This window comes from Micromonospora parva, assembly GCF_000718515.1.
GTDB lineage: Bacteria > Actinomycetota > Actinomycetes > Mycobacteriales > Micromonosporaceae > Micromonospora > Micromonospora parva.
In genome coordinates this window covers 1-26,680 of sequence record NZ_JNZS01000033.1, presented here as the reverse complement: position 1 = coordinate 26,680, position 26,680 = coordinate 1, and the positions used below count along the sequence as shown (strand labels likewise).

General features: G+C 72.1%; 23 protein-coding genes. 11 read left to right on the top strand and 12 right to left on the bottom strand.

The genetic code is table 11. From position 1 onward, the window contains the following. Window positions 1–18: 18 nt before the first annotated feature. The 4 genes from IF22_RS0129795 to IF22_RS0129775 all read left to right on the top strand — a co-directional run bounded on the left by IF22_RS0129795 (window position 19) and on the right by IF22_RS0129775 (window position 3,322). Window positions 19–1,218, top strand: coding sequence for a helix-turn-helix domain-containing protein (locus IF22_RS0129795; RefSeq protein WP_036412600.1), 1,200 nt, complete (start codon window positions 19–21; stop codon window positions 1,216–1,218). Window positions 1,219–1,800: 582 nt separating this feature from the next. Then, window positions 1,801–1,980 carry a hypothetical protein gene (locus tag IF22_RS0129785; RefSeq protein WP_030337658.1) on the top strand — a complete coding sequence of 60 codons (180 nt, stop codon included), beginning with the start codon at window positions 1,801–1,803 and terminating at the stop codon, window positions 1,978–1,980. After that, complete coding sequence (locus IF22_RS0129780) at window positions 1,977–2,255, top strand: hypothetical protein (protein ID WP_030337657.1); 279 nt, start codon at window positions 1,977–1,979, stop codon at window positions 2,253–2,255. Before IF22_RS0129785 ends, IF22_RS0129780 begins: the two co-directional genes overlap by 4 nt. A gap of 113 nt (window positions 2,256–2,368) precedes the next feature. Continuing rightward, window positions 2,369–3,322, top strand: coding sequence for a cyclase family protein (locus tag IF22_RS0129775; protein ID WP_030337656.1), 954 nt, complete (start codon window positions 2,369–2,371; stop codon window positions 3,320–3,322). A gap of 114 nt (window positions 3,323–3,436) precedes the next feature. Here the strand turns inward: IF22_RS0129775 and IF22_RS33445 are convergent, their stop codons facing one another. Both IF22_RS33445 and IF22_RS0129765 read right to left on the bottom strand, forming a co-directional pair. After that, window positions 3,437–4,570 carry a DUF1996 domain-containing protein gene (locus IF22_RS33445; RefSeq protein ID WP_081884160.1) on the bottom strand — a complete coding sequence of 378 codons (1,134 nt, stop codon included), beginning with the start codon at window positions 4,568–4,570 and terminating at the stop codon, window positions 3,437–3,439. 228 nt (window positions 4,571–4,798) lie between these two features. After that, on the bottom strand, window positions 4,799–5,335 hold the full coding sequence (locus IF22_RS0129765; RefSeq protein ID WP_156057978.1) for a hypothetical protein: 537 nt from the start codon (window positions 5,333–5,335) through the stop codon (window positions 4,799–4,801). A 185-nt stretch (window positions 5,336–5,520) separates the two neighbouring features. Here IF22_RS0129765 and IF22_RS0129755 point away from each other — a divergent pair, with 185 nt between their 5' ends. The 3 genes from IF22_RS0129755 to IF22_RS0129745 all read left to right on the top strand — a co-directional run bounded on the left by IF22_RS0129755 (window position 5,521) and on the right by IF22_RS0129745 (window position 7,650). Continuing rightward, on the top strand, window positions 5,521–6,780 hold the full coding sequence (locus IF22_RS0129755; RefSeq protein ID WP_030337653.1) for a L,D-transpeptidase: 1,260 nt from the start codon (window positions 5,521–5,523) through the stop codon (window positions 6,778–6,780). Between the two features lie 146 nt (window positions 6,781–6,926). Beyond that, window positions 6,927–7,127: a nuclear transport factor 2 family protein gene (locus tag IF22_RS0129750; RefSeq protein WP_030337652.1), complete on the top strand. Its 201-nt coding sequence runs from the start codon at window positions 6,927–6,929 to the stop codon at window positions 7,125–7,127. A 139-nt stretch (window positions 7,128–7,266) separates the two neighbouring features. Further along, the gene (locus IF22_RS0129745; RefSeq protein WP_030337651.1) at window positions 7,267–7,650 is read left to right on the top strand and encodes a MerR family transcriptional regulator; all 384 of its coding nucleotides are present in this window, start codon (window positions 7,267–7,269) and stop codon (window positions 7,648–7,650) included. Window positions 7,651–7,669: 19 nt separating this feature from the next. Here the strand turns inward: IF22_RS0129745 and IF22_RS0129740 are convergent, their stop codons facing one another. Continuing rightward, window positions 7,670–8,764 (bottom strand): ROK family transcriptional regulator, encoded by a 1,095-nt coding sequence (locus IF22_RS0129740; RefSeq protein ID WP_030337650.1) that lies wholly within the window; start codon window positions 8,762–8,764, stop codon window positions 7,670–7,672. Window positions 8,765–8,805: 41 nt separating this feature from the next. Between IF22_RS0129740 and IF22_RS0129735 the strand changes: the two genes are divergently transcribed. Further along, complete coding sequence (locus tag IF22_RS0129735; protein ID WP_036412593.1) at window positions 8,806–10,026, top strand: MFS transporter; 1,221 nt, start codon at window positions 8,806–8,808, stop codon at window positions 10,024–10,026. Between the two features lie 67 nt (window positions 10,027–10,093). Here IF22_RS0129735 and IF22_RS0129730 read toward each other — a convergent pair whose 3' ends face one another. Then, window positions 10,094–11,428 (bottom strand): alpha/beta hydrolase, encoded by a 1,335-nt coding sequence (locus IF22_RS0129730; protein WP_030337648.1) that lies wholly within the window; start codon window positions 11,426–11,428, stop codon window positions 10,094–10,096. A 302-nt stretch (window positions 11,429–11,730) separates the two neighbouring features. Here IF22_RS0129730 and IF22_RS0129725 point away from each other — a divergent pair, with 302 nt between their 5' ends. Continuing rightward, a complete protein-coding gene (locus tag IF22_RS0129725) occupies window positions 11,731–13,107 on the top strand; it encodes an FAD-dependent oxidoreductase (protein ID WP_030337647.1) in 1,377 nt (458 codons plus the stop codon). 75 nt (window positions 13,108–13,182) lie between these two features. On the opposite strand, the gene IF22_RS0129720 is transcribed toward IF22_RS0129725, so the two are convergent. The 6 genes from IF22_RS0129720 to IF22_RS0129695 form a co-directional block, all read right to left on the bottom strand. Beyond that, window positions 13,183–13,659, bottom strand: a complete 477-nt coding sequence (locus IF22_RS0129720; protein WP_030337646.1) for a heme-degrading domain-containing protein — start codon at window positions 13,657–13,659, stop codon at window positions 13,183–13,185. A 39-nt stretch (window positions 13,660–13,698) separates the two neighbouring features. Continuing rightward, the gene (locus IF22_RS0129715) at window positions 13,699–15,159 is read right to left on the bottom strand and encodes an SDR family oxidoreductase (protein ID WP_030337645.1); all 1,461 of its coding nucleotides are present in this window, start codon (window positions 15,157–15,159) and stop codon (window positions 13,699–13,701) included. 125 nt (window positions 15,160–15,284) lie between these two features. Next, window positions 15,285–16,190, bottom strand: coding sequence for a siderophore-interacting protein (locus tag IF22_RS0129710; protein ID WP_030337644.1), 906 nt, complete (start codon window positions 16,188–16,190; stop codon window positions 15,285–15,287). A 28-nt stretch (window positions 16,191–16,218) separates the two neighbouring features. Further along, entirely contained in the window at window positions 16,219–18,318 is a 2,100-nt protein-coding gene (locus IF22_RS0129705; protein WP_030337643.1) for an iron ABC transporter permease, read from the bottom strand. 5 nt (window positions 18,319–18,323) lie between these two features. Continuing rightward, window positions 18,324–19,307, bottom strand: a complete 984-nt coding sequence (locus IF22_RS0129700; RefSeq protein ID WP_030337642.1) for an ABC transporter substrate-binding protein — start codon at window positions 19,305–19,307, stop codon at window positions 18,324–18,326. Window positions 19,308–19,339: 32 nt separating this feature from the next. Beyond that, window positions 19,340–20,173 carry an ABC transporter ATP-binding protein gene (locus tag IF22_RS0129695; RefSeq protein WP_030337641.1) on the bottom strand — a complete coding sequence of 278 codons (834 nt, stop codon included), beginning with the start codon at window positions 20,171–20,173 and terminating at the stop codon, window positions 19,340–19,342. A gap of 111 nt (window positions 20,174–20,284) precedes the next feature. Between IF22_RS0129695 and IF22_RS0129690 the strand changes: the two genes are divergently transcribed. After that, window positions 20,285–23,464, top strand: coding sequence for an ATP-binding protein (locus IF22_RS0129690; RefSeq protein ID WP_030337640.1), 3,180 nt, complete (start codon window positions 20,285–20,287; stop codon window positions 23,462–23,464). Between the two features lies 1 nt (window position 23,465). Here IF22_RS0129690 and IF22_RS0129685 read toward each other — a convergent pair whose 3' ends face one another. Both IF22_RS0129685 and IF22_RS0129680 read right to left on the bottom strand, forming a co-directional pair. Then, window positions 23,466–24,293, bottom strand: a complete 828-nt coding sequence (locus tag IF22_RS0129685; RefSeq protein ID WP_030337639.1) for an ABC transporter permease — start codon at window positions 24,291–24,293, stop codon at window positions 23,466–23,468. Continuing rightward, the gene (locus IF22_RS0129680) at window positions 24,290–25,270 is read right to left on the bottom strand and encodes a daunorubicin resistance protein DrrA family ABC transporter ATP-binding protein (RefSeq protein WP_030337638.1); all 981 of its coding nucleotides are present in this window, start codon (window positions 25,268–25,270) and stop codon (window positions 24,290–24,292) included. Before IF22_RS0129680 ends, IF22_RS0129685 begins: the two co-directional genes overlap by 4 nt. Before the next feature lie 285 nt (window positions 25,271–25,555). Between IF22_RS0129680 and IF22_RS0129675 the strand changes: the two genes are divergently transcribed. Continuing rightward, on the top strand, window positions 25,556–26,497 hold the full coding sequence (locus IF22_RS0129675; RefSeq protein ID WP_030337637.1) for a hypothetical protein: 942 nt from the start codon (window positions 25,556–25,558) through the stop codon (window positions 26,495–26,497). Window positions 26,498–26,680: the final 183 nt, after the last annotated feature.

The following is a 26,680-nucleotide window of genomic DNA, read 5'->3' as shown; positions in this document are numbered from 1 at the left end:
ACCGCTACCTGGGAGACGATGATGAGCGATTCCGCGACCTTTGGTGCACGCCTGCGGATGTATCGCGAGCGTGTGGGGAAGACTCGGCCGGTTCTTGGCGGGCTGGTCGGGCGTAGCGCGGAGTGGGTCAAGGCGTTGGAGAATGGCCGGCTACTGCCGCCCCGCCTGCCCATGTTGCTACGGCTGGCCGAGGTGCTCGACATCCCGGATCTTGCGCAGCTGACGGGTGATCAGTCGTTGCCGGTGGCGTCGGTGACCAGGGCTGGGCATTCCGAGGTCGGCAAGGTGGCTGCGGTGATGCAGCGGGCGTCGATGCCGGTGGGCGCGGTGACGCCGGTTGCCGTGATGCGTGATCTGGTGGATCAGGCGTGGGCGTTGTGGCATCGGTCGACGACTGAGCGTACGGCGGTGGCGGCGGTGCTTCCGGGGCTGCTGACGGATGCGCAGCGGAGTGCCCGGATGCTTGACGGCGGGGACCGGCGGCTGGCGTTGGTGGAGTTGGCGCGGGTGTATCACCTGGTGCAGTTGTATCTGGCGCACCAGCCGTTGCCGGAGTTGGTGTGGCTGGCTGCCGACCGGGCGATGTCGGCGGCCAGGGACGCGGACGACCCGGCGGCGATGGCGGTGGCTGCCTGGTACTACGCGCACGTCTATCGGGGCGCGAATCAGGTGGATGCCGCCGAGCAGGTGCTGGTCGAGGCGGCGGGTCTGGTTGACCCGGCGGCGGGTGGCGAGCAGTTGGCGCGGTGGGGTCAGGTGCAGCTCGGTATCGCGTTGGGCCACAGCAAGGCTGGCCGGGCCGGTCGGGCGTGGCGGGCCTGGGATGCCGCCGACTCGGCCGCGAGCCGGCTCGACGATGGGTACGTCCATCCGTGGCTGATGTTCGGATCGGCGGCGTGCGCGGCGTACGCGGTCTCCATCGAGACGGACCTGTGCCGCGCGGGTGAGGCGGTGCGGCGGGCCGACGCCACCGACTATCGGGCGTTGCCCTCGCAGACCCGCCGGGCTGCCGCGCTGATCGATGCCGCTCGGGCGCACATGTTGGACCGTGGGGAGGTGGCGGCGGTGCACCTGCTCGGCCGGGCACTGCGGGAGAGCGTCGACACGGTACGACACAACCCGTACGCCCGCACTGTCGCCCTGGAGCTGTCGAACCGGCCGGGCACGGTCGGTGAGGACGCCCGAGAGTTGGCCCTCGCCATCGGCATGATCGGGTAACCCTCCCTGAGGTACAAACTCTCCCTGCCACAGCGGGTGGCCACTCGTAGCGTCCCGATCACTGGCGGCGGCGAGCCTGTGCCTGCTTGAGACCGGACAGAGTCTCATCGCCGCCCCTGTTGGTCGATCGAGGGGGCGAGTCTGTGTCGATCTGGTCTGAGCTGCGCGCGTTGATGCGGTGGCTGCTTCGGCGGCCTCAGCCACCGCCACCGCCCGGGACCGGACAGTGGTACCAGGACGTTGAGCAGGCGGCGGCGCAGCAGCGTCTGCTCGACCACGCGAGGCAACTGCGGCGGTGCCCGGGCCATCACGAATCAGCAGACCAACTCAGCGCATACCGACCGGAGGATCTCCGGTGACCCGACGCGTAACCAACTCGGTCAGTCGGTCAACCGTGAGCAGCCGGCGCGTCTCGTACGACGAGTACCTCTCGGCCACCGCGTTGACTTTTGCCCGGCGGCATCGGCCGGTGTGGTCGTGGCAGCTCTGGCGGCGCATCTGCCGCTGCGGAGCCGACCTGCCCTGCCGTGGCCGGCACCGGATTCCGATCAGTCGGGGTCACTGGCCGCAGGTGGGTGAGGAGTGAACGGCGGCCAGGAGCAGACGATCCTCGCGGTGCACGTCCGAGGGCTGGACGGCATGTGTGTTGGTTGCCGGGCGTGGTGGGCACGGCTCACGCCGTACCCGTGCTGGCAGGTGGACTGGGCGACCAGCCGGCAGGCGCGGGCGATCACGGATCGCTTCCTGGCGGGTGTGCGGTGACCGTGCACGGTCCGGTCATGCCGATCTGGAGCTGCGGTGGCTGCGGTCTGCCCTGGCCCTGCCGGACCCGCAAACGCGAGCTGCGCGCGGAGTATGCGGATGCTCCCGTGTCGCTGGCCCTCTACCTCGGGTCCTACCTCGTGCAGGCGACCGAGGACATGCCGTGGACACCGGCCGGCGTGCTGCACCGCCGGTTCCTCGGCTGGACCAGGGATGCCGACCTGCCGAATCCAGCAGTGCAGCAACAGTGCCGGTCCGCCCGAGCCGAGCCCTAGTCGACCGACGCCCTGGCCGGACCCGTGCCGCCACCCGGCCTGTGCTTGTGTCGCGGCCGGATACCCTGAGCCGCGGTGTCGCGCACCACGTGAGCAGAGGAGTCGATGCGGGGATGACGACCGGGCGACCGATCCCGACCCAGGACGACGTGCTCGGATACTTCGACACGCTGTCGAACTGGGGACGGTGGGGCGACGACGACGAGCGCGGAACGCTGAACCACATCACCGACGACGTGCGGCTGGCGGCGGCGCGGGCCGTACGCCACGGCAGAAGCGTGTCCTGCGCGTGGGAGGTCGCCGTACCGGGCGACATGGACCGGTCGACGACGGTCTGCCCGTGCGCCGCCGACATGCCGGGCGCCGAGAACATGCCGGCGCACTTCCACGCCGACCGGCACTGGGGTTTCTCATCCGAGCGGCTCGGCATCACGTTCCACGGCAATACCCTCACCCACCTCGACTCGCCGTGCCACATCTTCTGGGACGGCGCCCTGTACAACGGACGGCCGCACTCGTCTGTCGACGCCGCGACGGGTTCGGCGTGGGCGGCCGTCACGGCGGCGGCGGACGGGATCGTCACCCGGGGTGTCCTGCTGGACGTCGCGGCGGCCCGCGATGTGCCATGGCTGACGCCGGGGCAGGGGGTGTTTCCCGACGATCTCGACGAGGCCGAGCGTCGCCAGGGCGTGCGGGTGCGACCCGGCGACGCGGTCCTTCTGCGCACCGGCTACGGCCGCTTCCGGCACGAGAACGGCGCGGCCAGCGGTTTCACCCAGGCGGGCTGGCACGCGTCCTGCCTGCCGTGGCTGCACGAACGCGGCGTCGCGCTGATCGGCGCCGACACCCCCCAGGACGTTCAGCCTTCGGGGTACGACGCCGTGTTGATGCCGGTCCACGCCGTGAGCCTGGTGGCGATGGGCCTGTGGCTGCTCGACAACTGCGACCTGGAGGCGTGCGCGGCGACGGCCACCGAACTCGGCCAGTGGGATTTCCAACTGGCGGTCGCGCCGGTCCGTTTCGCCGGCACGTCCGGCAGCCCGGTCAACCCGATCGCCACCTTCTGACCCGGCTGGCGCGAGGTCTCCGGTGCCCGGTTCGGCAGGATCGCCGAACCATCCACCGGAGACCTCGCCGCTCTCCGACCGCTGACCCGCGACGCTCGGCCGGGCCAGGTCAGCTCAGAAGTTGCCTGCCGAGTCGCACTTCACGCCCTGGTCGAGACAGTTGCGCACCCGTGCGGCGAGCGCCTCGTCCCGCCACGCGTTGAAGAAGTCCGCGTGCATGGAGAACGACGTGCCGGAGGCGAGGGTGATGCCGTCGGTGTTCGCGCTCAACGGGTACGAGATCACGAAGGACACCGACGGCACGGGCACCGGGTGGCTCTTCGGGCAGGCCCCGGTGTGGTCCCCGTTGGCCATGTGCGCCTTGTGGTCGGGGCTGTCCAGGTGCTTGCCGTCCCAGCAGTCCGGGAAGGTGATCTGCCGGACGATGTTCGCGGTCTTGGCGCAGACCGGGAACGTCTTGTCGGCGCTGCGGCCGATCTCGCCGCCGATGCCGGCACACCAGAAATGGTTACCCTGCTTGTCCGGGGTGTCGACCTGGTTCTTGGCGTCGCCGGTGATCATTCGCAGGCCGAACGGGAAGGGCTGGGTTCTGCTCGGGTCCTTCAGACGGGAACCGTAGTAGACGGTCACCTCCTTCGGGTCCACGACCTTGCCGTTCTGGTACATCGTCGGCACCCAGTAGGCGGACTGGTCGTCCGGCGAGTTGCAGGTGGTCGCCTTCGACGCCCGCAGCGACTCGGCGGTCGAGGTGGCGTCTGTCGACCTGTTGCCCCAGAAGGTGTGGTTGTGCGAGGCGCCCACCAACTTGGGCAGCACGATCGGGTCGTCGCTGTTGTGGTGACTGGTCGTACAGCCGACGTTGAACTCGGGCACCGCGACCGGGTTTCCGGTCACCGGCTTGGGTTTGCGGGCGAAGAACGCCTTCGTCGCGGCGGCCTGCGCGGCCGCGTCGATGGTGATCCAGCCTCCGGAGACGGTGGGTGGGGCGGTGCTGGTCGCCGGGGTCGCCGGTGTGCCCGGCGCGGACGGGGTGGCCGACGGGCCCGGGGCGCCCGCTGTGGCCGACGGGTCGCCCGGTGCGGTGGCCGTCGGCGCGGCCGGGCCGGGCGAGCCGGTGCCGGTGTCGCTGGACGGGCCGGACGCGCCAGGAGTGGCCGGTGTTTCCTTGCAGCCGCCGACGAGCGCCACGCTCACCACCAGCAGGGCGGTGACCCAACGGCGGTGTCGAGGGGTGGATAGGAGATTCATCAATGGGGGGCGCACCTTTCTTCCGAGCCCGAAGAATACGAGTCGACCCCCTGCTCGTTTCCTACTGAAACGATTAATTCTCGCTTAAATAGCGCTCAGCGATCGCCTGTTCGGCTTTGTGGAGTCGTTTCGATGTCGACTCCATCTCAATTCTCTGTCTCTCTTCGAAAAACTGTAATCGGCGGCTGCGGCGGCACTCCACCTTCCGGGCCGGTCGGCGGGGCCCGGTCAGCAGCTGTCGCGCGCCTTGCGCAGGAACGCGTCCCGGGAGACGACCTTCGTCGAGTCACGTCCGTGCGGCGCGAGCACCTGGTCCGGCCCGATGCGCGGCAGGTCCGCGAGGGTGAAGTCCACCGAGATGGCGTCACGGCGACTCGACCCGCTGACGCTGTAGGTGACCTCGGGTCGAAGTTCGGTGAGTGGCTCGACGTCCACGTCCATGCCTGCCTCCGCCGCCGGGAGGTCGACAGGGTCAGCGACCTTCCAGCCCTGTGGCGGTTGGCCCAGCAGAGCGACCTCCACGACCTCGGTCGCGGGCGGACCGTTGACTCTCCACCTGACCAGGGGGCGAGCGGACGCATCGTTGGGGTGGTCGTTCTCGAACACGCCGAGCTGAGCGAAATCGTCGTCGCAGGTGACCAGCACGCCGACCGGTCGGCCATCCTGGACGGCGAGAGCGACCAGCGGCTCATCCGCCGGGGTGCAGGCGGTCAGCAGGAGGAGGGGGAGCGGTAGCAGAATCCATGGACGTCGTCTTCTCCGCATGTCGGCAGCATTCCATGGCACCATCACGCTTCGTTGTCCCGCGGGTCACGAAAGGGCGGCGCACCGGCGGCCGTCTCCGCCGGACGGTCCCACCTTCGTTGCGTGATTCCCGAGAAACAGCGCACCGCGTCGTCGGCGCGGAGAGAATTGCCGCCACGGAGAACACGAAGGCCGGGGGACGGTGGATGGGGATACGAAGGCGCATGGCGCTGGTGGCGGTGACCGTCGCGGCGACACCTCTGGTCCTCGGCGGGTGCACCGCCGAGCGGAAGCCTGCCGCCCGCCCCGCCGAGCGCGTGGCCCCGGCGCCGGAGTTGACCGTCGCGCCCGCCGACCTGTCCCGGGACGTGCCGCTCAGCGCCGAGGTGGTGCCGCTCGTCACGGGCGGGAAGATCACCGCCGTACGCCTTGTCGACGACACCGGCACGCTGGTCAGCGCGGAGCCACGGGAGGACCGCTCGGCCTGGGTGCCGACCGCTGCGCTGCGGCCGCGGCACACCTACACCGCGATGGTGACCGCCACCGCCGACTCCGGGCGGACCACCACCCGCACCACCACCTTCACCACTGCGGCGGCGTCGACGAAGCCGCAGGTGACCAGCACGTTGTCCATCGCCGACAAGCGGACCTACGGCACTGCCATGCCAGTGACCATCGGCTTCGAGCCACCCATCGCCCGCGAGGCCCGCGCCGACGTGCAGCGTCGGTTGTTCGTCACCACGAACCCACCCCAGCCGGGGGTGTGGTCCTGGGTGGACGACGGCAGTCAGGTCTACTACCGGGCTCGCGACCTCTGGCGGCCGGGCACGACCATCAGTGTCCGGGCCGGCCTGGCGGGTCTACCGATCGGCGGGAGTCACATCGGTGACGCCGACCGCACCGCGACGTCCCGGATCGGACGGCAGGTGGCGCTCGACATCGACAACGCCACCAAGCAGATGCGCGTGCTGCGCGACGGCAAGCTGATCCGCACGATCCCGGTCAGCCTGGGCAAGCGGGGCACCCCCACGTCCAGCGGCAAGATGGTGATCATGGAGAAGCACCAGCAGACCACGTTCGACACGCGCGGCGAGCCGAACGGCGGCTACGTGGTGGACGTCGCTGACGCCCAACGGCTCACCTGGGGCGGCGAGTTCATCCACGGGGCGCCCTGGTCGGTGTCGGATCAGGGACACCGAAACGTCTCGCACGGTTGCACGAACATCTCGCCGGCCAACGCCGACTGGCTGATGGGCGTCACCCAGGTCGGTGACCTGGTCACCGTCACCGGCACCGAGGTCCGGCTCCAGCCGGGCAACGGCTGGACGGCCTGGAACACCAGCTGGGCCCAGTTCATCAAGGGCAGCGCACTACCCGTACCCACGGATCTTCGGGCGGCGACGCCGCCGGCCCGCGCGGTAGCGGACGGTGCACCGACGCCGGGGCCGTCCGCCGCCGGCGGCTGAACCACCGGCGTCCGTCGGCGGACGCACCGCTTGTCCGGCGGCTCTACCCTCCGGGCCATGACGTACGAGCCGATGATGGTGCTCGGCCCGAGGCCCAACCGGACGCTTCGAACCGTCCTGATCGTCGTCGGCGCCCTGCTGGCGTTGTGCTGCGTTACTTCGCCCGGGTCCAGGGCGCGCAGTTGAAGGTCCGCAGTTACGAGATCACCGGGGTGAACATCAGCAACTACAACGGTCGGGTCACCGCGACCGCCCACGTCGAGGCGGTCCAGGAGGTCACCGGCGCGCAGTTCAGCCAGGTGATGACGCTGGTCAAGGAGGACGGCGAGTGGCGGGTCTGCCAGTGAGGCACCGCGCCGTCGCGGCGCCTGCCTGACGGGCTCCCGGCCGGGTTGGGGACGAGCACCATACGAGCTACGGTGAAACCTGACGTTCATGTGAGGGGCGAGGTTGGGTGACTGGCGTCACCAGCCGGGGGAGGGGTCCATGCGGATCGGGGAACTCGCCACGAAGACCGGGGTGTCGGTACGAGCCCTGCGCTACTACGAGGAGCAGGGCCTGCTGACCGCCGCCCGGAGCGGTGGCGGCCAGCGCCACTACCTCGACGAGGCCATCGACCGGGTACGCCTGATCCAGATGCTGTACGCCGCCGGCCTGTCCAGCCGGACCATCCTGGACCTGCTGCCGTGCGTCGACGCGAAGGTCAACACACCGCAGTCGCGGGCCATGCTCCGCGCCGAACGCGACCGCATCGAGCGGCAGATCACCCAACTCCAGCAGGCGCGCGAGCGGCTCGACAGGGTCATCGCGCTCAGCGAGGGCCCGGCCAGCGGTTGCGCCTACACGGACACCGGTACGCCGGACTCGTAGCGGCGCCGGTGGTCGGCGGTCAGCTCGCTGCCAGCGCCGGGATGCCGTAGTGCTGGTCGAGGACCTGTATCGCGGCGCCCGCGGCGATCACGTCCGCGCCCAGGCTGGACACTGTCACCCTCGTGCTGAGCCAGGCCGCACGCCGTGCGTCGGCCTGCACGGCTCCGGTGACCGCCGAGAGGTAGGTCTGCGGGTGCCGGAGGAGGTCCGCGCCCGCCAGCACCACGTGCGCGAGGTCGAGGGTCTGGAGCAGGTTGACCACGCCCACGGCCAGCACCCGGGCGGCGTGTGCGACGTCCCCGGCCTCGGCGGCGTGCTGGTGCACGATCTCCAGGCACCCGTGCCGGCCGCAGACGCAGCGGGGCCCGGTCAGGTCGACGACGGTGTGGCCGAATTCGCCCGCGTTGGTGTGCGCCCCCCGGTGGGTCGCGCCGCCCAGCCAGAAGCCCGCGCCGATGCCGGACTCGACCATGATGAGGGCCGCGTCGCCGAACGTCGCGCCGTGCCGCCAGGCCTCCGCCGTGATCCCGGCGGTGACGTCCTTGTCCAGGTGCACGGGGAGACCCAGGTGCTTCTCGGCGATCTCGCGCAGCGGTACGTCGTGCCAGTGCCGTAGGCCGTGGGCGTCGCGGACCAGGCCGTTGGCGTGGTCGAGTGGGCCGATCATGCCGATGCCCAGCCCGGTGAGCCGGCCCCGCAGGTCGCCGACGCCGGCCATCGTGTCGACGCCGGTGGCCAGGGCGTCGAGGAGCTGCTCCGGGGTGAAGTCGCGGGGCAGTGGGCTGACCGCCGAGTGGTGCACGGTGCCGGCCAGGTCGACCAGGACGAGCCGCAGTGTGCGCCGGGCCACGTGCGCGCCGATGGCGTACCGGCTGTCCGGGACGAGTTCGTAGACGACGGCGGGCTTGCCGATGCCCGGACGTCGGACACCGGCGGGGCGGATCAGGCCGTCGGCGGTCAACCGGGCGATGACCTTGGAGACCGCCTGTGGCGTCAGGCCGGTGGCCTCGACCACCGTGGCGCGCTCGAAGGTGCCGGCGGTACGCCCCACCGCCATGACCAGTGCCTGGTTGTAGCCGCGCAGGAAGGTGACGTCGGCAGTGACGCGAGTCATCTCACCACCCTATTACGCAACGCTGTTGCTAAATTTTTTCGGTGATCGAGTTGAGCAGAGGTCGGCGGTTGGCGGCACTGGCCGCGCTGGCACTGGGTGGCGTCGCGGTCGGCCTGACCGAGTTCGTGGCGATGGGGCTGCTGCCCGACATCGCCCGCGGTCTGCTTCCGCACGAGTACGCGCAGTCGTCGTCGGACGCGGTCGCCCGCGCCGGATGGATGATCACCGCGTACGCGCTCGGTGTGGTCGTCGGCGCGCCGCTGATCGCCGCGTTGAGCGCGCGCCTGCCCCGCAAGAAGCTCGTCCTCGGGCTGCTCGTGCTGTTCGCCGTCGGCACCGTCGCCTCCGCGCTCGCCCCCACCTTCGACCTGGTGCTGGTGGCACGGTTCGCGGCGGCGCTGCCGCACGGCGCGTACTTCGGTGCGGCCGGTCTGCTCGCGGCGACCCTGATGGGCCCCGGCAACGAGGCGCGTGGGTTCGCCACGGTGCTCGGTGGTCTGACCGTGAGCAACCTGGTCGGCGTACCCCTCATCACGCGGCTCGGGCAGGCGGCCGGCTGGCGGGTGGCGTACCTGGTCATCGCCGGCTTCTTCCTGCTCACCCTGCTGGCGGTGCTGGCGGTCGTGCCGGAGGTCGCCGCGGCGGTCGACGGCTCGCCGGCGGCCGAGCTGCGGGCGCTGCGGACCTCGCAGGTCTGGCTGGTCGCCGCGACCGGCGCTGTCGGTTTCGCCGGCTTCTTCGCGGTGAACACCTACATCGCGCCGGTCACCACCGACGTCACCGGTCTCTCCGCCGCGACGGTGCCGTGGGCCCTGGTGGCGGTGGGTCTCGGGATGACCGTCGGCAATGCCCTGGGCGGTTGGTTGGCGGACCGCGACCTGCGGCGCAGCATGGTCATCGGCTTCGTGGCGATGATCGTGAGCATCGCCGTGTTCAGCCTCGTGGCGTCGACCCGCGTCGGTCTGTTCGTGGGCGCGTTCCTGGTCGGCGCGACCAGCCTCTATCTCGGTCCGGTCCTCCAGGCGCGCCTGATCACCGTCGCACCGGGAGCGCAGCTGATGGGCGCGGCGCTCAACCAGTCGGCAATGAACATCGCGAACAGCCTCGGCGCCGCCCTGGGCAGCGTTGCCATCGCCGCCGGCCTCGGTTACCTCGCGCCGGCCCGGGTGGGCGTCGTCCTGGCGGTCGTCGGGTTGGTCCTGGGGCTGGTCAGCTTCGCCGTCGGACGACGACAGCGGGTGCGCGTCCCGGCCACCGTCTGACAACCCCCCGGGCGGGTCCCGGCCATCCTCGCGGTTCGAGGTGGCCGGGCCGCCCCGGGGGACGCCGTCAGAAGTCGTCCACCGTGACCGTCACCCGGTCGGTGCTCGACTTCCAGTTCGGCACGTTGATCACCTCATGGCCACCACCGCGTTGACCCACGGTGATCCGCACCAGGCCGAGGTGTGCCGGCGTCGCCGGGATGAAGACGTCCATGCCGGTGATGAAGGTCTGGCTGAAGAACTCCGGCAGCGGGGCCGTCAGGTCCGTCACGCCATCGCTGCCGTCGTCGAAGGCGAAGATGCCGATCGTCCGCTTGGCGCGCGGGGTGTTCGCCGCGTTCAGGACATCCCTGCCGTTGATCCAGAGCCGGTCACCGGCGTCGCCCTGGTCGCCCCACCACTCCTTCTGCCGTTGGATGGTGAGCGCCGTGTGCCGGTCGCTGGTGTCGACCAGGGCGCTGAGGCCCTCGCCCGGCACGCTGGTCGCGAGGCGGACGAACGAGTCCGAGCGCAGGAACGGCTGGAAGTAGAAGTGGTGCGTCGCCGCGCCGGGGCGCACGATGGCGAACTCGTAGCGGGCCGTGGCGAGCACCGGGAGCGGGCCGAACGAGCCGTCGCCACCGAGCGACAGCCGATGCGCGGGCCGGTGTGACAGCCGGCCGCCGGTCAGCGGGCTGACCGGGTAGACCTCAAGCGTGGCACCGGTGACGCCGACGTTGCTCGGGAAGAGCACGGCGCGTCCGGAGACCAGGGCGGTGCCGAAGAGCTGGGGCACGATCCGCGTCGTGTGCGGCGCGCGGCCCCGCAGGAATCGGAAGACCTCGGTGAACGACTCCGCCGACGACACGGTCTGGGTGTGCGACTGGTCCGACAGGTGCACGTTGGTCGCGCCGACGATGGCGCGGGCCGGGTCGCCCTCGCCCCAGATCGCCAGGGTGGGCACACCACCCGGCGGGGCGGCGGCGGTGCGCCCGTCCAGGTTGACGTAGTGCGCGACGCGGGCGGCGCGCTCCGGCGAGCTGGTGAGGTAGCCCTGGGTGACGAAGGTGCCCAGCGAGTGCGCGACCAGGTCGACCCGGTCCGCGCCGCTGGTCGCCAGCAGGCGGGAGATCCGCGCGTCGAGTCCCGCGTACAGCTGGGGCAGGACCGCCGCGACGTTCGGGGAGTCGTACTCGTGGGCTTCGATGATGTCGATCGGGTAGCCGTTGCTGGCCAGCCGTTTGGCCTGGGACTCGAACTGGGCCGCCGACCCCGCGCTGCCGTGGATGAAGATCACCGGACGGTACGTCGGTGCGGCGGCGGCTTCGGCGGCGCGGGGGACGGCGACGGCGGACAGGCTGGCGGCGAGGGCCACTCCGACCCCGACCAGCACGGAGAGCAGTCTCCGGCGAGATGTGTGCATCGATCCTCCACCTGACGGACGAAGTATTTGCACTGCTAGCGCAAGTATCGTGTCAGGGTGTGGCGCGATGGTCCACACCGCACGGTCCGCCGACCCGGGTCGGACGCCCCGTCCGTACACCGAGCCCCTTGACGCGTCGGTCGACACGGCGTCAGCTGGCAGACACAGGTCGTTGCCGTTCGTTTGGTTGTGCGACGATCGGCGGGCATCACGTCGAACGACCGTCCACCGGCCTGCCCCGCGCACGGACGCGGGCAGTGACCGGGGAGGGCACACACCTCGTTACCCCCTTGGAGAGCACGATGTCCCTCTCCCCATCCCGGGTCTTCGCTGAGCTGAACGCGGCTCGACCCCCTGACCAGCCGGCACCGACGATGGGAAGGGCCGTCGTGGTCGGCGGCAGCGTCGCCGGTCTGCTCGCCGCCCGGGTGCTGTCCGACCACGCCGACACCGTCGTCATCATCGACCGGGACGACCCGCAGGTGACCGGCGCGCGTCCCGGCGTACCCCAGGGGACGCAGCTGCACGCGCTGCTGCCCGGCGGCCTCTTCCAGCTGGAGCGGCTGTTTCCCGGTTTCCGCGACGAGGCACTGGCACGCGGCGCGATCGAGGCGCCGCCCACGGCCCGACGCAACTACCTCGACGGGCGGCTGAAGGTCGTCGTCCCCGACGACGCCGACAGCCTGGCGGGCAGTCGGCCGCTGCTGGAGGGCCTGATCCGCCAGCAGGTGCTCCGACTGCCCAACGTCAAGACGATCACCGCCCGTGCGACCGGCCTCACGTTCGACGACGACGCGGTCACCGGGGTCCGGTGCGAGGTCGCCAGGGTGCCCGGTGTCGAGCGCGGCGACCTCGTGGTGGACGCCATGGGGCGGTCCAGCAAACTGTCCGACTGGCTGGAGCGGGCCGACTGGGAGCGACCGGTCACCCGGCGGATGACAGTGCACCTCAACTACGCGACCGCCCTGTTCCGTCGTCCGGAGCCCACCCCGGCCTCCACCGTCGTGCTGGCCCTGAACACACCGGGAACGGGGCTGGACGTGGCCGGGGCGGCGTTCTTCGCCATCGAGGACGGCCGGTGGATGGCCATGATGGCCGGTTACGGCGACGACCGTCCGGGCCGCACCGCGGAGGACTTCGTCCGCCGCCTGCGGGAGCAGTTCCCACCGGAGTTCGGCGAGGTCGCCGACCAGGAGATGATCGGCGACGTCCAGACCTACCACCACGCCGACAGCCGGCGACGGGACTTCCACGCGCTCAAGCGGTTCCCGGCCGGCCTGGTCAGCGTCGGCGACGCGGTCGCGTCGTTCAACCCGGTGTACGGGCAGGGCATGACGGCGGCGGCCCTGCACGCAGCGTGCCTGTCGACGTACCTCCGGTCCCACCCGGACCTGCGGGCGCCCGCGCGCCACTACCTCGCGCTCCAGAAGGTCGTGGTCGACGCCGCCTGGTCACTGTCGACCTCGGCGGACCTGGCGTTGCCCCACGTCGACGGGCCCTACCCGCGCGGCCACCGGCTCTCCAGCTGGGCCAGCCGGCAGGTCATCGCCGCGACAGTCACCGACGTGCCGACCGCGCGACGGTTCAACGACGTCGTCTCCATGCGCGAGCACCCCAGCTCACTGGCCCGGCCGAGCGTGCTGCTGGGCGCACTGCGGGCCAACCGTCGCGCCCACTGAGCGGTGCCCCGCGGCCTCGTCGCGAGGCCGCTGATCGGTGCCCGGCGGCCTCGTCGCGAGGCCGCCGGGACGGCCCTAGCGGGGGAGCTTGCGGAGGATGTCGACCACGAAGCGGTGGTCGTCCAGCTGCGGCAGCCCGGAGACACCGACCCAGCCCACGACGCCGGTGCCGCGCACCCGCAGGGGCAGCGCGCCCCCGGCCGCCGCGTACCGCGAGGCCGGCAGGCCGAACCGCTCGGCCAGCGTCACCTGCTTGTCCTGGCACAGTCGGGCCATGTAGAGCGACGAGTGCTCGAACCGCATCACCACCCGGCCCTTGCGGCGCAGCCACGCGTCGTTGTCCGCCGTCGACCCCGGCAGACCACAGTGGAACAGCTGCCGTCCGGCCCGCCACACGCCCACCGAGACCGGCAGCCGCTGCTCGGTGGCGGCGGTGACGGCGAGCATCCCCAGCTCGTACGCGTCGGTCTCGGACAGGCCCGCGAGCTCCAGCTCGCTCTCCTCGCGCAGCAGCTCGTCAAGCGTCGGCCACGATGCACTGTCAGCTGACATGTCTCTTCTCCTCATGGTGCAGAGGCGATCATCGGTCGATCACCAGGCGCAGGGCGCGTAGTCCTTCAGGAAACAGCCGTACAGGTCCTCGCCCTGCTCGCCGCGGACGATCGGGTCGTACACCCGGGCCGCGCCGTCGACCAGGTCCAGCGGGGCGTGGAAGCCCTCGTCGGCCAGCCGCATCTTCGTCGGGTGCGGGCGTTCGTCGGTGATCCAGCCGGTGTCGACGCTGGTCATCAGGATGCCGTCGGTCAACATCTCCTCGGCGCTGGTGCGGGTCAGCATGTTCAACGCCGCCTTGGCCATGTTGGTGTGCGGATGCCCCGGCCCCTTGTAACCGCGGCCGAACTGGCCCTCCATGGCCGACACGTTCACCACGTACTTGCGCCGGGCCGACGCGGCGGCCATCGCCGGGCGCAGCCGGCTGACCAGCACGAACGGCGCGGTGACGTTGCACAGCTGCACCTCGAGCAGCTCGACCGGATCGACCTCCTGCACGCGCTGGACCCAGCTGTTGACCGAGTCGAGGTCGGGCACCAGCCCGCCGGCGTCGATGGCGGTGGACGCCGCGATCCGGTCCGGTGAGGCCGAGCCGCTGGTCAGTGCCAGCGCGGTCAACGCGTGCGGGGTGAGCGCTGTCGACTGGGGCCCGGCGGTCAGGCTGCCCACCGGGCCGCCCGGGCCGTCCGGCTTGGCGAACGTGATCAGCTCCGGCAGCGGACCGTCCGGCAGGGCCGCCGCCTCCGCGGCGATCAGCTGCGCGTACGCCCCGGGGGACCGGCGGACGGTCTGCGCCGCGTTGTTGATCAGGATGTCGAGAGGGCCCTGGCTGCTGACGTCGTCGGCGAGGGCGATCACCTGGGCGGGGTCACGCAGGTCGATCCCGACGATGCGCAGCCGGTGCAGCCAGTCCCCGCTGTCCGGCATCGCGGTGAAGCGGCGGACCGCGTCGTGCGGGAACCGGGTCGTCACCGTCGTGTGCGCGCCGTCGCGCAGCAGCCGCAGCGCGATGTACATGCCGATCTTGGCGCGTCCGCCGGTGAGCAGCGCGCGCCGGCCGGTCAGGTCGGTACGGGCGTCGCGGCGCTCCCGGTTGAGCGCGGCGCAGGACGGGCAGAGCTGGTGGTAGAACGCGTCCACCTGGCGGTAGCGCTGTTTGCAGACGTAGCACCCGCGCGGGTTGTGCAGGAAGCCCGCCGTCTCGCCCGCCACCGAGGACGCCAACGGAATGCCCTGCGTCTCGTCGTCGATCCGCCCGGGAGCGCCGGTGGCGGTGGCCTCCGTCACCGCCCGGTCGGCGGCGAGGATGGCGTCGCGCCGCTCCTCCCGCCGCCGCTGCTTGATCACCTTGTAGAGCCGGGCGGTGGCCCGCTGCACCCGCACCACGTCGGGATGGTCGGAGGGAAGTGCCTCCAACTCATCGAAGACGCTGAGGCAGGCCTCCAGCCGGCTCCGGTCAATACCGTGCTGACCGTTTTCGGTAATGTTGTCCACCGTCATGCGTCGTTGTCTCGTCCCGTATCCCGGGCCGGCTCCAGCCGGCCCGCCCCAAGTCCGACCCGAAACGGTACGCGCCTCACGGCCTCCGACGCACCTCGCGCCTGCCCGGCCGGTGCGCGGCGCGGTCAGCTGACGTCGGCCTGGCCGAGACGCCAGTAGCCCATGAAGGCCACCGCCCGCCGGTCCAGCCCCCGCTCGGCGACCAGGTGCCGGCGCAGGGTACGGATGACGCCGGCCTCCCCGGCCAGCCACGCGTACAGCGGCACCGGGGGCACCTCCTCCGGCACCTCCCACAGGATCTCCGTGTCCACGTCCACGTCCGGCACGGGCTGGGCGGCCCTCGACGCCTCGCTGGCCAGCAGCTCCCCGGCCGCGGCGGTGACGGCGGGCACCAGCCGGCTGCCGTACCCGCCGGTGCCCCGAGGTAGCCAGCGGACCTCGACGCCGGGCGGCGCGACCAGCGGCAACACGTCGGCCGCTTCCGGCACCTCCAGCACGACAGTGCCGCGGGCGTCCACCGGGAGCCGGGCACAGATGCCGCTGATCGCCGGCACGGCGGTCTCGTCCCCGGCCAACAGCAGGGTGCTGCCGGCCGACTGTCGGAACTCGACCCCGCCGTGGTTGCCGTCGTAGCCGGCGTCCGGCCCGACGAGTGCGATCTCGTCGCCGACGGTGGCCCGCCGGGCCCAGCGCGTCGCCGGGCCACCGTCGCCGTGCAGCACCAGGTCGACGTCGACCTCGGCCAGGTGTGGTCGGACCGCCCGCACCGTGTAGGTACGGATCGGATTGCGCAGGTGCTCCGGCAGGGCCCGCCACTGCGCGTACCAGTCCGCTCCGTGGGGCAGGGTCGCCGCGCGCTGACCGGCCAGCGGCAGCGCCAACTTGATCCGCTGGTCGTAGCCGTTGTCGGCGAAACGGTCCAGGTCCGCCCCGGTGAAGGTCACCCGGGTGAAGGACGGGCTGAGTCGGCGTACCGCGCGGACGGTGACGGTGAACACGCGCCACGGGGCGATGGGCAGGGTCTCGGTCATGGTGCCTCTCTCGACTCGGGTGGGCGTGCTACCGGGTGGTGCTCGCCACGGCGCGGGAGCGCCACAGCAGCCAGATGAAGTACGGGGTGCCGATCATGGCGGTGACCAGGCCGGCGGGGATCTGGGCCGGAGCGATGACCGTCCGGCCGAGGGTGTCGGCGATGCTGACCAGCGCCGCGCCGAGCAGGGCGGCCACCGGGAGCACCCGGGAGTGTCGGCCGCCGACGAGTGCCCGTGCGGCGTGCGGGGCGACCAGGCCGACGAAGCCGATGACCCCGACGGCCGAGACGGCGGTGGAGGTGAGCAGTGCCGCCGCGCCGAGCGCGATCAACCGGGTGCGTTCCAGGCGGACACCCAGCACCCGGGGGGTGTCGTCGTCCAGTGCCATCAGGTCGAGTTCCCGGCGGGCGGCGACCACGGCCGGGGTGAACACCAGCAGGGCTATCAGCACCGGCAGCACCTGGGCGGGCATCCGGCCGTAGGTGGAGCCGGACAGCCAGGTCAACGCCTTCCCGGTGTTCCACGGGTCGAAGGCGACGACCAGGTACGTGATGACCGCCAGGCCGCCCTGCCAGGCGCCGAAGCCGATCAGCACCAGCCGGTCGGAGCTCAGCCCGCCGCGCCAGGCCAGGCCGTAGACCAGCGCGAACGCCACCATCGCGCCGAGCCCGGCGACGCCGGAGACGGCCCACACACCGGCCAACGGCACGAAGGTGAGCAGCCCGACCGCCCCGAGCCCGGCCCCGGCGGTGATGCCGAGGATGCCCGGCTCGGCCAGCGGGTTGCGGCAGACCGCCTGCACCGTGGTGCCGGCGACCGCGAGCGCCGCGCCGGCCAGGACCGCCGCGGCGACGCGCGGCCACCGCTGGTCCAGCACGAAGGTGTACGCCGGCCCGGTGCTGCCGTTGACCCAGTTGAGCACGTCGCCGAGCAGCACCCAGGTGTCCCCGGCGAGCATGCCGACGGTGACGGCGGCGACGGTCAGGACGGCGGCGACGGCGACGACGCCGCGGTGGAAGGCGGCGGAGCGGACCGCCGCGTGCCCACCGGGCGGACGACGGGTGGGACCCGCGTCGCGGTGCCGGCGGGCCAGCCAGATGAGGATCGCCGCGCCGAGCATTGTGGTGACCACGCCGGTGGGGATGTCGACACCGGCCTGCCCGCCCAGCACGGCCCGCAGCAGCACGTCGGAGCCGAGCACGATGATGACCCCGGCGATGCCGGACAGCGGCAGCAGGACGCGGTGCCGGTGCACCCCCGGCACCACTGGCGCGAGCAGCCGGACGATCACCGGGGCGCACAGGCCGACGAAGCCGACCGGGCCGGTGAGGGTGACGGCCGCGGCGGAGAGCAGCACAGCGAGGACCAGCACGGTGACTCGGGTGCGCCGCACGTCGAGGCCGAGCACTGTGGCGGTGTCGTCACCGAGGGCGAGGATGTCGAGGCGGTGCCCGAGCAGTACGAGCACGACGACGGCACCGACGATCACCGGGGCGAGTTGGGTCAGCGAGGTCAGGTCGCTCTGCACCAGCGAGCCGTTCCCCCAGGCGAACAGCCCGATGGTGGCCTGCTCGAACAGGAGCAGCAGCAGTGTCGTCACCGACCCGAGTGCCAGCGCGGTCGCCGAGCCGGCGAGGATCAGCCGGGTGGTGCCGGCCTGCCCACCGGAGGACATGGCCATCACCAGGCCGGCGGCGGCCAGTCCGCCGCAGAAGGCGAGGCCGCCGGCGGGCAGCGCGGGCAGCGAGACGCCGAACGCGGCGAAGGCGACGATCGCCAGGTGGGCGCCCGCGTTGACAGCGAGGGTGTCCGGTGAGGCCAGCGGGTTGCGGGCGATCGACTGCAACGCCGCCCCGGCGAAACCGAGCGCCACCCCGATGGTCAGCCCGGCGAGCAGCCGGGGCAACCGGGAGGCGACCAGGACGCGGGCCGCCTCGTCGTCGGCGCCGGTGGCGAGCCGCAGCAGGTCGAGTGCGCCGACGTTCGAGGTGCCCTGGGTGAGGTGCACCGCGGTCACCACGAGCAGCAGCAGGATGGCGGCGACGAAGACACCGGCGACGCGGGGCGCGGTGGGGCGCCCGCCCGGAGCCGGCCGGATGGCCGGCTCCGGGCGAGGGGGCGCGTTCAGCACGCTCACACCGCGTACGTCTTGACGAGTTCGTCGATGTACTGCTTGCCGGAGAGCGGACCGCCGAAGGTCCAGATGCCGTTGGGCATCTTGTGCAGGTTGCCCTGCTTGACGAAGGGCAGCGACGTCCAGATGGCGTTGCCGGCGAGCCCGTCGGCGAACACGTCCTCGCCGTCGGAGGCGTTGTAGAACAGGTGCGTGTTCGGGTCCTTGAGGACGGTCATGCCCTCGACGTCGGTCTGGCCCAGGCCCCACACCTCGTCGGTCTTGCCGGTCCAGGCGTTGGTGAGGCCGAGTTGGATGCCGATCTGGGAGACCAGCGCGCCCTCGCCGAACATCCGGATGCTGACGGTGCTGCCCTCCTTCCAGCCGTCGGCGATGGCGAACGGGCGGCCGGCGGCCCCCGCGTCCGCGATCTTCTTCTTGCCGTCGGCGATGGCCGTGTCGAAGTCGGCGAGCAGCTTCTGCGCCTCGGTGGTCTTGCCGACCGCCTTCGCGATCATGTTGAGGTCGGTGCGCATCCGGCCGAGGTTGTCGGTGGCGTCACTGCCCTTGGCGACCAGGACGGGCACGAACTTCTCCAGCTGACTGACGATGGCGCCGCCCCGGTCGTCCTCCATCACGACGAGGTCGGGCTGGAGGGCGACGATCGAGTCGACGCTGGGCTCGCCGCGGACGCCGACGTCCTTGACGGTCGGGTCGAGCTTCGCGGAGGTGACCCAGGTGCCGTAGCCCTTGGGATCGGCGACACCGACGGGCATGACGCCCAGGCTGACCAGCAGCTCGACCTCGCCCCACTCAAGGCCGACGACCTTGGTCGCCGGCGCCTTGAGGGTGATCTCCTTACCCCGGCTGTCGGTGACGGTGACCGGGCCACCGGACGCCGGGGCGGAGGCCTCGGGGGCGGCGGCGTTCTCGGTGGTGCCGCAGGCGCCGAGTGTCAGCGCGGCCACGACGGCGATGAGGGCGGTGAAACGGGTACGGGTCATGACGGTCTTTCTCTGCTGGGGATGAGGGGTGTTCAGACCAGGGCGCGGATCTGGTGCCGCCCGACGGGGCGGGTGGTGACCAGTCCGCTGACCGGATCGGTGGTCACCTCGATGCGGATGCCGTAGGTCTCGGTGAGGGCGTCCTCGGTGAACACGGTGGCCGGGGTGCCGGTGGCGCGGACCCGGCCCTGGTGCAACAGGACCACCTCGTCCGCCACGGCCGCCGCCTGGTTGAGGTCGTGCAGCACGACGCCGACGGCGACGCCGTGATCGTCCGCGAGGTCACGGACCAGGTCGAGGATCTCCACCTGGTACCGCAGGTCGAGGAACGTGGTGGGCTCGTCGAGGAGCAGGACCGGGGTGTCCTGGGCGAGGCAGGTGGCCAACCACACCCGCTGCAACTCGCCTCCGGACAGTTCGTCGACCGGGCGATCGGCCATCGTGGCGACGCCGGTGACGTCCATGGCACGTGCGATGGCGGCGGGACCGTCCGGGTCCTCAGTGCGCCAGCGCCCCCGGTAGGGGTGGCGGCCGTAGCCGACGACGTCGCGGACGGTGACCCCGCTGGGCACCGGCCGGCTCTGGGCGAGCAGGGTGACCCGCCGGGCGAACTCCCGGGCGGCGAGACCGGCGGCGGTGACGCCGTCGGCGAGGTGCACTGTGCCGGCCTCGATCGGGTGCAGCCGGGCCAGGGCCCGCAGCAGGGTGGACTTGCCGCTGCCGTTGGGCCCCACGAGTGCGGTGACGGCGCCCTCGCGGAGGTCGATCACGGCACCGTGCACCACCGGCACACCGTGATAACCCAGACGGAGGTCGACGCCGGACAGGCGGCAAGCTCCGTTGGCCGACGCCAACTCGTTCTGCATGAGGTTAGGCTAACCTAACCAAACGATCACCTGTCAAGCCGGTCGTGGCCGTGACCAGCCGGGCGCACCGGTGGTCATCGGGTCCGTGCGCACGTGGGGGATGCTGGGTCTGTGCAGATCGCGACCCTCGGCCCCCTGGCCGTCGACGGCCAGCCCGTTCGGGGTGAACGGCTCGCGGCGGTGCTCCGCGAGCTCGTCGACGCGCGCGGGCGGGCGGTCTCCGTCACCCTGCTCGTGGACGCCGTCTGGGACGGCGCGCCACCCGACGACGCGACAGGCGCCGTCCAGGCGCTCGTGTCCCGGGTACGCCGCCTCGGCTTGCCAGTGGTCGCGGTGCCGGGCGGATACCGGTTGCCCGCCGAGGAGATCACCGTCGACGCGGTCGAGGCGCGCGCGCTCACCGACCAGGCGCGCACCGTGCTCCGGTGCGGTGACGTCCGGGCCGCCCGGGGCCTGGCCGATCAGGCCCGTGCCCTGTTCCCCGAGGTGCCGGAGTTGGTCGGCGCCGAGGACACCCGCCTGTTCGCCGACGTCGCCGCGCTGCGCGCCGAGGCGGCACTCGCCGGCGTGGGCCCGTTCGACGAGGCCGACCTGGGCCGGCTCGTCGCGCGTACGCCACCGGACGAACCGTCCGCCGCCCTGCTCGTGCGGGTGCTGGCCGCCCAGGGGCGGGAGGCGGAGGCGCTGGAGCTGGTTGAGCGGCTGCGCGCCGACCTGGCCGACCGGTACGGCACCGACCCGTCACCGGTGATCACCGCCGCCCACCTGGCGTTGCTGCGCGGGGAACTCACCGCCCCGCCCGTCGCCACGCCACCCCGGCAACCGGCGCGGATCACGCTGCCCGCCGCGTGGCGTCGTCCGATGGCAGCCCTCGTCGGGCGGGAGGGGGACGTCGAGACCATCACCGGCGCTCTCACCGAGGCACCCGTCGTGACGATCGTGGCGACCGGCGGGGCGGGCAAGACCCGGCTCGCCGCCGAGGTGGCCAGGCGTACGGCGGCGGCCGGACGGGCGGTGCGCGTGATCGAACTCGCCGGCCTGCGCTCGCCGGACGAGGTGCTGCCCACTGTGCTCGCCGCGCTCGGTGGCGCGGACACCACGGCGACCGGCGGCAACCTGGGTCTGGAACGTCGGGTCCTCAACCCCGGGGAGCGGCTGCGTGCCGTCGCGCCGGACCTGGACGGGTTGCTGGTGCTGGACAACTGCGAGCACGTGCTCGACGCGGTGGCCGTCGTCGTCGCGGACCTGGTGGCCGCGGCCTCGCCGGAGGTCGCGGTGCTCGCGACGAGCCGCGCCCCACTGGGCCTGGTCGGCGAGTTGGTGCACCGGCTGACCGCGCTGCCGGACCCCGACGCGCTCGCGCTCGTCGAGTCGCGGGCACGGGCCGGCGGCGCCGTGCCCACCTGGGATACCGAACGGGCGCTCGTCCTGTGCCACCGGCTCGACAACCTGCCGCTGGCGCTCGAACTGGCCGCCGCGCGACTGCGGCACATGCCGATCGACGACGTGCTCGCCGGGCTGACCAACCGGTTCGCGCTGCTCGACGACGCCCTGCGGGGTCTACCCGAGCGGCACGCCAGCCTGTGGGCGCTGGTCGACTGGAGCCGGGAACTGCTCGCCGAGGACGACCGCGACCTGCTCCAGCGGGTAGCTGTCATTCCCGCGCCGTTCACCGCGGACCTCGCCGCCGCCGTCGCGCAGGTCCCGGACGTCCGTCGCGGCCTGGCGACCCTTGTGGAGCAGTCCCTGCTGACCCTGGTCGAGGGGGACGGTCCGCCCCGCTACCGGATGCTCGAAACGGTCCGTGAGTACGGCGAAGCCCGGCTGGACGCGGCCGGCGACCGGGGCCGGGCCATGGCCGGCCTGGTCGGCTGGGCGCGGGAACAGGCCGTCGCGCTCGCCGGCCGCTTCATCGGACCTGACCAGGTGGAGGCGCTGCACCGGTGCGCCGCCGAGCAGGACAACCTGGTCGCGGGCCTGCGCTGGGCGATGCGGGAGGACGACGAGCCCGCCTCGGTCGACGTCGCCACCGCGCTGTTCCACCTCTGGTCGGTGCGCGGCCTGCACCTTGAGGTCCTGGGCTGGGCGCGCGGACTGCTGCACATCGACGACCCCCGGCGGCGGCTGCGGTCGGCGATCCTGCGGGGTGCGGCCAGCGGCCGGCCACTGCCCAACGCCGACCGGCTGGCCTGGACGTGCGTGGTGATCAGCGTGAACGCCGGCATCAGCGCCGACCTGCGGCCCGCCGTGCTCGCCCGCCGGGCCCTGCGGTTGGTCCAGGCCGAACGACCCGCCGAGGTGTCTTCCCGGCTGACCGCCCTCGCGGCGGCGCTGCCCGGCTTCGACACGTCCGACCTGGAGCAGAGCCTGAAGAACGCGACCGAGCTGGTCGCCCACCCGGACCCGTACGTGCAGGGGCTCGGGTTGTTCGCACGCGCGGCGGTACGCGAGAACGGCGGCCAGCCGGAAGCGTCGATCAGTGACGCCGAGCAGGCGTACCACCGCTTCGAGGTGGTCGGCGACCACTGGGGCATGGCGATGGCGGCAGGTGCCGTCGGGCAGTTCCTGGTCCCGGGCGGAGACGCCCGGTCGGCCGAGTGGCTGACGCGCAGCGTGCACCACATGGAGCTGGTCGGCGCCGCGCAGGACGCGCGGTCGATCCGGCTCCGACTGGACGTGCAGCTCGCCCTCACCGGCGACGCGGAGGCGGAACGGCGACTGGGCGAGACCGCCACACCGGGCCAGGCCGACCAGATGGACGCCGCGCAGGCGGTGCTCGGCCTGGGGCACCTCGCCTGGCAGCGCGGGCGCTACGACGAGGCGCTCACCCACGTCGACGAGATGACCCGCATCCTCGCCGGTTGGGCCGGGCCGCAGCCACAGCCGCGGGCGATGCTCCGGGCCGCGGCGGCCGTCCTCTGCCTGCGGGTTGCCGAGGCGCGACCGGCGTCGGGTGACGACCCGGCCGTCCAGGCGACCGCGATGCTGTCGCTCACCCGCGACGACGCGCTCAACTCACGGGACCTGCCGGTGATCGGGGCGTGGGCGTCGGGCGGCGCGGAACTCGCGGCGTACCGGGGCGACGCCGACACCGCCCGCGAACTGTCAGTCCTCGCCAAGCGGATCGGCACCCACATCGAGATGTTCTTCCCCACCGGGATCAGCGAACGGCTCAACGCCATCCTCGGGGACGAGGAGCAGCGTGAGCCGTTGCTGACCGGGTGGCGCGAGCGGCCGCCCGCCGCGGCCGTCAACCGGATCCGCGAACTGATGGACGACCTGCTCGCCTGACTCAGATCTTCTTGCGGTACGCCCGCAGCGCCAACGGCATGAACAGCGCCACGAAGCCGGCGCACCAGGCGAGCGTCCACCACACGTGTGAGCCGAGCGGGGTGCCGAGGAACAGCCCGCGTACCGACGCCACCAGGTGGGTCATCGGGTTGACGTCCACGAACGTCCGCATCCAGCCCGGCAGGGTGTCCGCGTCGACGAACACGTTCGACGCGAAGCTCAGCGGCATGATCAGCGCGAACATCAGACCCTGGACGGCGCCCGGCGTGCGCACCTTCATCGACACCAGCACCGGCAACCAGCTCAGGCAGAGCGCGAACAGCACCGCGAGCAGACATCCGGCGACCGCCCGGAACGGGTCGGTGTCGATCCGGAAACCCATCACGTAGCCGATCGCGAGGGTCGACACGGTGACGATGACGTACCTGACGACGTCGCCGAGGACCGCGCCGACAAGTGGCGCGGAGCGGGGGATCGGCAACGACCGGAACCGGTCGAAGATGCCCTTGGCGATGTCGGTGTTGAGGTTGACGCCGATCGCGATGGCGCCGGTGGCGATCGTCTGCGCCAAAATGCCGGGCAGCAGGAACTGCAGGTAGTCGTGGGTCGAGCCGGCGACCGCGCCGCCGAAGATGTACACGAAGATGACGAGGAACAGCACCGGCTGCACTGTGACGTCGATGAGCGCCTCGGGCGTACGCCAGGTCTTGATGAGGCTGCGCTTCGCGAGCGCCAACGAGTGCCGGACCAGCCGCAACGGCCGTGGGTTCGGGGCGGTCGTCGACAGCCCGCGGCGGGTCGTGGGCGCTGTGTCGGTGAGGGTGCTCATGCCGCGACCTCCGTGGGGCGGGTGGTGTCGTCGTCGGACGCCGTACGCCCGGTGAGGGTGAAGAACACCTCGTCAAGGCTCGGCAGGTGCAGGGAGAGTTCGGTGACGGCGATGCCGGCGGTGGCGAACCGCGCGACGCTCTCGGTCAGGGCCGCGTCGTCGCTGACCGGCACCGCGAGCACGCCCTTGCGGATCTCGTCGGCCTGCGCGCCGGAACCGACCCGGGTCAGGATCTCCGCGGTACGGGGCAGGTGCGCCGGGTCGGACGGGCGAACCTCCAGGGTCTGCCCGCCGACCACCCGCTTGAGCCCTTCCGGGGTGTCGTGCGCGATGACCCGGCCGTGGTCGATCACCGTGATCGCGTCGGCGAGCGCGTCGGCCTCCTCCAGGTACTGGGTGGTGAGCAGCACCGTCGAGCCGTTGTTGACAAGCGACCGGACCACGTCCCACATGTCCTCGCGCTTGGCCGGGTCGAGCCCGGTCGTCGGCTCGTCCAGGAAGATCACGTCGGGGGAGCCGACCAGGCTGGCGGCCAGGTCCAGCCGCCGCCGCATGCCGCCGGAGTAGGTCTTCGCCGGCCGGTTCGCGGCGTCGGTCAGGTCGAACCAGTCGAGCAGTTCGGCGGCCCGTCGCCGGGCACCCGAGCGGCCCAGCTCCAGCAGGGTGCCGAACAGCTCCAGGTTCTGCCGGCCGGTCAGGTCCTCGTCGACCGAGGCGTACTGGCCGGTGAGGCCGATGCTCTGCCGAACGCGCTCGGCGTCCCGGACCACGTCGAAACCGCTGATCCGGGCGGTTCCGCCGTCCGGGGTGAGCAGGGTGGAGAGGATGCGCACGGCGGTGGTCTTGCCGGCGCCGTTGGGGCCGAGCACCCCGAGCACCGTCCCGCGGGGTACGGCGAGGTCCACGCCCTGAAGCGCCCTCGTCTTCCCGAATGTCTTCACGAGGCCCTCGGCCTCGATCACCAGGTCAGCTGTCATGCGCCGAGTCTGCGCGGGCCGGCTGACACCGCCCTGACACGCCACCGACATGGGCTGACATCGGGCGCGCGGGTGAGGGCGGCCGGGGCCCGCACCGCCACGCCGACGGTCGGCGGCACGATATGCTGACGACGGCAGAGCGCCTGCCAGCGCCCGATGTGGTGGCCCACGCCCAACCGCATGCCCGGGGCCAAGAGTCTCCGACTCCGCGCCGATCTGTCGACTCCCGGCGTGCCGGTCGCGCCGCCTGTTCGGTGGAGTGCGTGGGGCTGCACCGGAGGCGTCATGTCTGATTCCATCCCCCGACGGACCCCAGCCCCGGGACGCGCCCGCAAGCGCGCCATCCGCGAACATGCCGTCCGGGCCGGCGTCGCCTACTCGGAGGCCGCCCGGCAACTGGAGTCGGTCGGCCTCCGGCCCGGCGAAACCCTCTCCAGGTACGGGCGGACGATCTATCCGATCGGGTTCGACCCGCATCGCCAACTGCTCGTCGAACGTCGTGAGCGGCGGTCGTTCGCGGAGCGGTTGTCGGACAGCAGGCGGGCCGCGATCCTGCCACACGGCCGGGCGCGGCATCTCGTCGAGCGGTTCCCGCCCAGCCGGGGGCGTACCGGCAGCGGAGTCGGCCCGCTCTATCACGGCGAGGGCCGCGAGGAACTGCTCGCGATGCTGTACATAGTGGTCGTGGCGGAGTCGCCAGGGTTGCTGCCCGAGGTGGGGGACCTCGCCTGGATCGCGGAACTCGGCGAGGACACCGCGCTCGACACGGCCTGCGCCGACATCGACCGCGAGGCCCGTCGCCTGCTCGACCAGGAGCCGATGGCCCTCTGGTCGCGCATCCAGAGGGCGCTGACCATCGCCGAACGGAGCGCGGACGGGCAGGTCCGCCAGGAGGCGGTCCGGCAGACCGCGCTGTTGAGCACGATGATGACGCCGCGTCTGGGACACGCGGGCGAGCCGTGGGTTCCGGGGCTGCCGGTCGCCGGTGCCCGGCAGATCCTCGACGCGCTGCTCATCGTCGCCGACGACGGACACGCGCCGGGCACCCGGGTACGCCTGCTTCCGCAGCCACATCACGGGAAGTCGGCCACCATCACCGGTGCCCGGTGGGGTCGGTCAGGTCCGCCGGTGGGTTATCTCGTGTGGCTCGACGGGGCGACGGCGCCGCTGTCGGCCAGCCCCGACGACCTGATTGTCCTGGCCGACCAGGAGATCATCCCCCGCTGAGCGAGCGAGGCCCCGGCCCCACGAGGCCACCCCACCCCCACGCCGCGATCTTGCACTTTCTGTCCCGACATAGGGGTCATTCCACGCCTCTCGGCAACCGAAACTGCAAGATCGCGGGGGCGCGGGGCGCGGGGCGCGGGGGCGGGGGCGGGGGCGCGGGGGCGCGGGGGCGCGGGGGCGCGG

Excerpts from the sequence above, each read along its gene's own strand:
- IF22_RS0129725 (WP_030337647.1), top strand. The coding sequence starts at position 11,731 with ATGTCCCTCTCCCCATCCCGGGTCTTCGCTGAGCTGAACGCGGCTCGA.
- IF22_RS0129730 (WP_030337648.1), bottom strand. The coding sequence starts at position 11,428 with ATGCACACATCTCGCCGGAGACTGCTCTCCGTGCTGGTCGGGGTCGGA.
- IF22_RS0129700 (WP_030337642.1), bottom strand. The coding sequence starts at position 19,307 with ATGACCCGTACCCGTTTCACCGCCCTCATCGCCGTCGTGGCCGCGCTG.
- IF22_RS0129720 (WP_030337646.1), bottom strand. The coding sequence starts at position 13,659 with ATGTCAGCTGACAGTGCATCGTGGCCGACGCTTGACGAGCTGCTGCGC.
- IF22_RS0129685 (WP_030337639.1), bottom strand. The coding sequence starts at position 24,293 with ATGAGCACCCTCACCGACACAGCGCCCACGACCCGCCGCGGGCTGTCG.
- IF22_RS0129695 (WP_030337641.1), bottom strand. The coding sequence starts at position 20,173 with ATGCAGAACGAGTTGGCGTCGGCCAACGGAGCTTGCCGCCTGTCCGGC.
- IF22_RS0129740 (WP_030337650.1), bottom strand. The coding sequence starts at position 8,764 with ATGACTCGCGTCACTGCCGACGTCACCTTCCTGCGCGGCTACAACCAG.
- IF22_RS0129755 (WP_030337653.1), top strand. The coding sequence starts at position 5,521 with ATGGGGATACGAAGGCGCATGGCGCTGGTGGCGGTGACCGTCGCGGCG.
- IF22_RS0129675 (WP_030337637.1), top strand. The coding sequence starts at position 25,556 with ATGTCTGATTCCATCCCCCGACGGACCCCAGCCCCGGGACGCGCCCGC.
- IF22_RS0129765 (WP_156057978.1), bottom strand. The coding sequence starts at position 5,335 with ATGCGGAGAAGACGACGTCCATGGATTCTGCTACCGCTCCCCCTCCTC.
- IF22_RS0129795 (WP_036412600.1), top strand. The coding sequence starts at position 19 with ATGATGAGCGATTCCGCGACCTTTGGTGCACGCCTGCGGATGTATCGC.
- IF22_RS0129710 (WP_030337644.1), bottom strand. The coding sequence starts at position 16,190 with ATGACCGAGACCCTGCCCATCGCCCCGTGGCGCGTGTTCACCGTCACC.
- IF22_RS0129680 (WP_030337638.1), bottom strand. The coding sequence starts at position 25,270 with ATGACAGCTGACCTGGTGATCGAGGCCGAGGGCCTCGTGAAGACATTC.
- IF22_RS33445 (WP_081884160.1), bottom strand. The coding sequence starts at position 4,570 with ATGAATCTCCTATCCACCCCTCGACACCGCCGTTGGGTCACCGCCCTG.
- IF22_RS0129715 (WP_030337645.1), bottom strand. The coding sequence starts at position 15,159 with ATGACGGTGGACAACATTACCGAAAACGGTCAGCACGGTATTGACCGG.
- IF22_RS0129775 (WP_030337656.1), top strand. The coding sequence starts at position 2,369 with ATGACGACCGGGCGACCGATCCCGACCCAGGACGACGTGCTCGGATAC.
- IF22_RS0129745 (WP_030337651.1), top strand. The coding sequence starts at position 7,267 with ATGCGGATCGGGGAACTCGCCACGAAGACCGGGGTGTCGGTACGAGCC.